Here is a 3,400-nt window from a genome sequence, read left to right on the forward strand (position 1 = left end):
AAATTTGGTGGAGCCTAGGAGGATCGAACTCCTGACCTCTTCGCTGCCAGAGTAGAGATCGGATTGTTCGGTGAGTGAACGTAAGCGTGCTGAAATGAAGCGTTTTGAAGGAAATTGAATGTTTTCCGGATGGGTAGTGCAGGCACGCCGATTGTTGAATTAGGTGATACTTGGTCGAATTTTGTCGAGTTTGGCGCCGGTGACCGGATGGTGACCGGATGGCGGACAAAGCCAAGTGCCGCACCAAGGTAAAAAAGGCGTAGTGGTCGCTAGTTAAATAACTGGGCGTAGAATTTACATTTTCAATTTCGACGACGGGAACGGGCCATGTTTCGCTTCAGGCCTATGAAAAGTTAGCAGAAATTGGTTGCCGTTCACTCATCCGTCTACAACCTTTCCAACTAGGAACGGCATCTCTGCAGCAGGTCCAATTTCGAGTTGCACCGCACCTCTGCCCTTGCCGAGAGGCGTCAACTTGGGGCGTCCTGAGAGTTGCTGTATTAAGGAAATAGAGACTGGTTCGCATTGGTTTGACAGCTCCTTATGACACGACCCTCTGGACATATACCGACGACCGACCCAACATGGGGGTATTAGCGGGATCACGCCCGCCACGAAACTGAAAACGGTTGTATGGCTCTACATGCGGAGCCTGTTCAAGATAGGAAATTACGTGTTGACGTGAGATTCTTGGCGGATTGTTGTAAGAACAAGGAGGTTTCACATGGCAAATGATAATCGTGGAACAGGGCACGAGTTTCAAAGGCTTACACAAGTTATTGAAGCCGAAAAATCCGCCCAGATGCGGCTCGCTACGGCAAGAGCGCGGGCGGAAGCAATTCTTCAGGAAGCTCAGGATGACGCTCGGAAGATCGCGATTCGAACAGACAAGCGAATACAGGCGCTGCATGGCTGTTTTCGTGAAAATCTCGCGCATAAAAAAATGGAATTCGAAGAGGCTTTTCAGCGCGAAATTGACATAAGCGGAACAGAAATCGGGGCCGACACAATCAAGGATATTACCAAGAGGCTTGCGCGACGGATCGTCGGGATCGACGCGAAATGAGCAGGTCCGATTTTGCATATGCGCAAGCGCGATTGCACGCCCGTCTCGAAGGCAGGCTTTTGGAGTCTGATTGGCAAATGCTGGGGGGAAGCCGGAATTTTGGAAATTGCCTCGATGTGATAAACCAAACGGCGGCTGCAAACGTTACTTCGCGTCTGGATCGCACAAATACCGTGCATGATGTTGAACGGGTTCTTCGCGAAGAGTGGAGTGCAGTTGTATTTGAAATCTCCAATTGGCTGCCGGACAAATGGCAGAGTCCAACGCAGTGGCTGGTTGTCCTGCCGCATTTGCGTCGGTTCGAGTATTCGCCCGAGAATGGCGGCATCCCCGGATGGTTGCGCTTGAAAATAGAATTTGGCCAGTTGGCGGAAGGGATGCAGTCCGGTGAAAAGGCAGGGTATTCCAAGCTCGAAATTGCTGAAATGTGGCGCAATGAATGGAGCTCTCGCTTGCCCGATAAACGATATGCGGAAACCCTCAGTGCTGACTTGAAGCCGTTGCTTGATCGCTATCTTGGCAATCAAACCCGCAAGATGACCGAGGCCGCCAAGACTTGGCAAGAACTCGGCCGCTACCTGAAGGGACTTTTCCGAAAGCGCACCCAGACGCCCGCTGCGGTTTTCGCCTATCTGGGTCTGATTGCTCTGGATTTTGAAAGGTTGCGCGGGGTTCTTGTCAGCCGCATTGTCTTTTCCGGGCCTCTTGAGTTGGAAGGGGCCTGATGCTTCGCGCCCGCGCCACCCTTTGGTTCGAGATAATTACGACCCATGAGGATTTTGCCCGGGTCATGCAGGAACTTGCACGAAGCGGCGGTGCGCACCTTCAGGCAAATCCCCTCGAGGGCGCCGAGCCGGTGTTACCAAAGTTGGAGCCGTTCTTCGAAGAGTTCGGTGAAATGCAAAAACGTTACGCCGCGATTTGGCCGCCCGTGAACCGGGATGTGCAGGCGTCTTTGGAAGACCCGGTCGCGCTACTTGATGATACAATCGAGACGTTGAAGAACTGGGCGCAGAGGGCGGATCCTGTTATCGCCTCTCAGCAGGCCCTGACAGCCAGACGTTCTGATCTGATGATGATCGAGATGCTCGTCAGTAACGCCGGATCGGGCTTGCCGATACGCGCGCCGGACGCAACTGAAAACAAGTTACTGTCGCGTGCGATTTATTTTATCTTTGACAGTGCAACCTTTGAACCGGCAACCGAGGGTGTTATCAGCGCCAACATACCGGCCTCGACCGGTGTTTTCGTGATCGCGATTGCTGAACCGCATGTCATGACCTCCTTCGTTGCCGAAATGAAGGCCCGCAAAGCCGTCTTTGTCCCGATCCCGGATTTTCTCGGATCGGACCCTGCGGAACACGCGCGGCAGGTCGCTCTCCAGCTAGAGGAAAATTCCAAATCCTTGCAAGCCGTCTCCGGAGAGTTGGCGGATTTGGCAGAAGAATATAATCTCCGGGATGTGCTTTCACGTATCGACGTTTTGAAATGGCTCTACGACAATCGGGATGAAGTGCAGGCAACCTCGCATACAATACGGATCACTGGCTGGACAAATTCCATCGGAGGTGAAACCATCCGGGAAAAACTGGATGAGGCTGGCGCCAACTACGTTATCAATGTTGCACCTACGGCCGATCTGGAAGACGCGCCGATGGAGCTTCACAATCCCTTCTGGCTAAAGGCATTTGAGCTTTTTCCACGCATGCTGGGCGTCCCTTCCAGAGGGGAGGCCGACCCCGGCATCGCTACCGCATTTCTTGCAACAATCATGTTTGGTTTTATGTTCGGGGATGTCGGTCAGGGAGCCGTTCTGGTTGTTTTGGGTGCCCTGATGAAAAAGCGGCTGCCCATGTTGGCCCTTCTTATCCCCGGAGGCATTTCCGCCATGCTGTTTGGCGTGCTGTTCGGCAGTATATTCAGCCGTGATGATATCCTTGCGCCATTTTGGTTGCATCCGCTTGACGCGCCGATCACCGTTCTATTCGTTGCCGTATTGATGGGGGTGGTATTTCTGTTTGTCGGAATCGCACTGGATTTTCTGCAGGCGATTTGGCGCAAGAAAAGCCCCATATGGCTTCGCTCCAAAGGCGGCATTGTCTTGACCTATGGATCGCTGGTGCTGGCCTATTGGCAACCGCTGGCTCTTTGGGGTTTGCCGGCCGGTGTCGTCTGGTCACTTGTTGGAGCGCGCGATGCCGAGGGCCGGTTTACGCCTGTGGCAGCGGCCGTCGCATTGGGAGAATTCCTTGAAGCGCTGATGCGCCTTCTGGTCAACACGATATCCTTTTCCCGTGTTGGGGCTTTCGCGCTGGCGCATGCGGGATTGTCCGC

Annotated in this window: 3 protein-coding genes; all 3 read left to right on the top strand. The window is 53.5% G+C overall.

The window, feature by feature from the left end; genetic code table 11:
- The first annotated feature begins 724 nt into the window (after positions 1-724).
- Positions 725-1,066, top strand: coding sequence for a hypothetical protein (locus AC221Y_RS22165; protein WP_486708471.1), 342 nt, complete (start codon positions 725-727; stop codon positions 1,064-1,066).
- A complete protein-coding gene (locus AC221Y_RS22170) occupies positions 1,063-1,791 on the top strand; it encodes a hypothetical protein (RefSeq protein WP_486708472.1) in 729 nt (242 codons plus the stop codon). Before AC221Y_RS22165 ends, AC221Y_RS22170 begins: the two co-directional genes overlap by 4 nt.
- Positions 1,791-3,400, top strand: a 1,610-nt coding sequence (locus tag AC221Y_RS22175; protein ID WP_486708473.1) for a V-type ATPase 116kDa subunit family protein, incomplete at its 3' end; no start/stop codon positions are given. The genes AC221Y_RS22170 and AC221Y_RS22175, both read left to right, overlap by 1 nt.

It is taken from the genome of Boseongicola sp., from assembly GCF_057460485.1.

Bases quoted from the DNA above. Each gene is read 5' to 3' on its own strand.
- AC221Y_RS22165 (WP_486708471.1), top strand. From the start codon at position 725: ATGGCAAATGATAATCGTGGAACAGGGCACGAGTTTCAAAGGCTTACA.
- AC221Y_RS22170 (WP_486708472.1), top strand. From the start codon at position 1,063: ATGAGCAGGTCCGATTTTGCATATGCGCAAGCGCGATTGCACGCCCGT.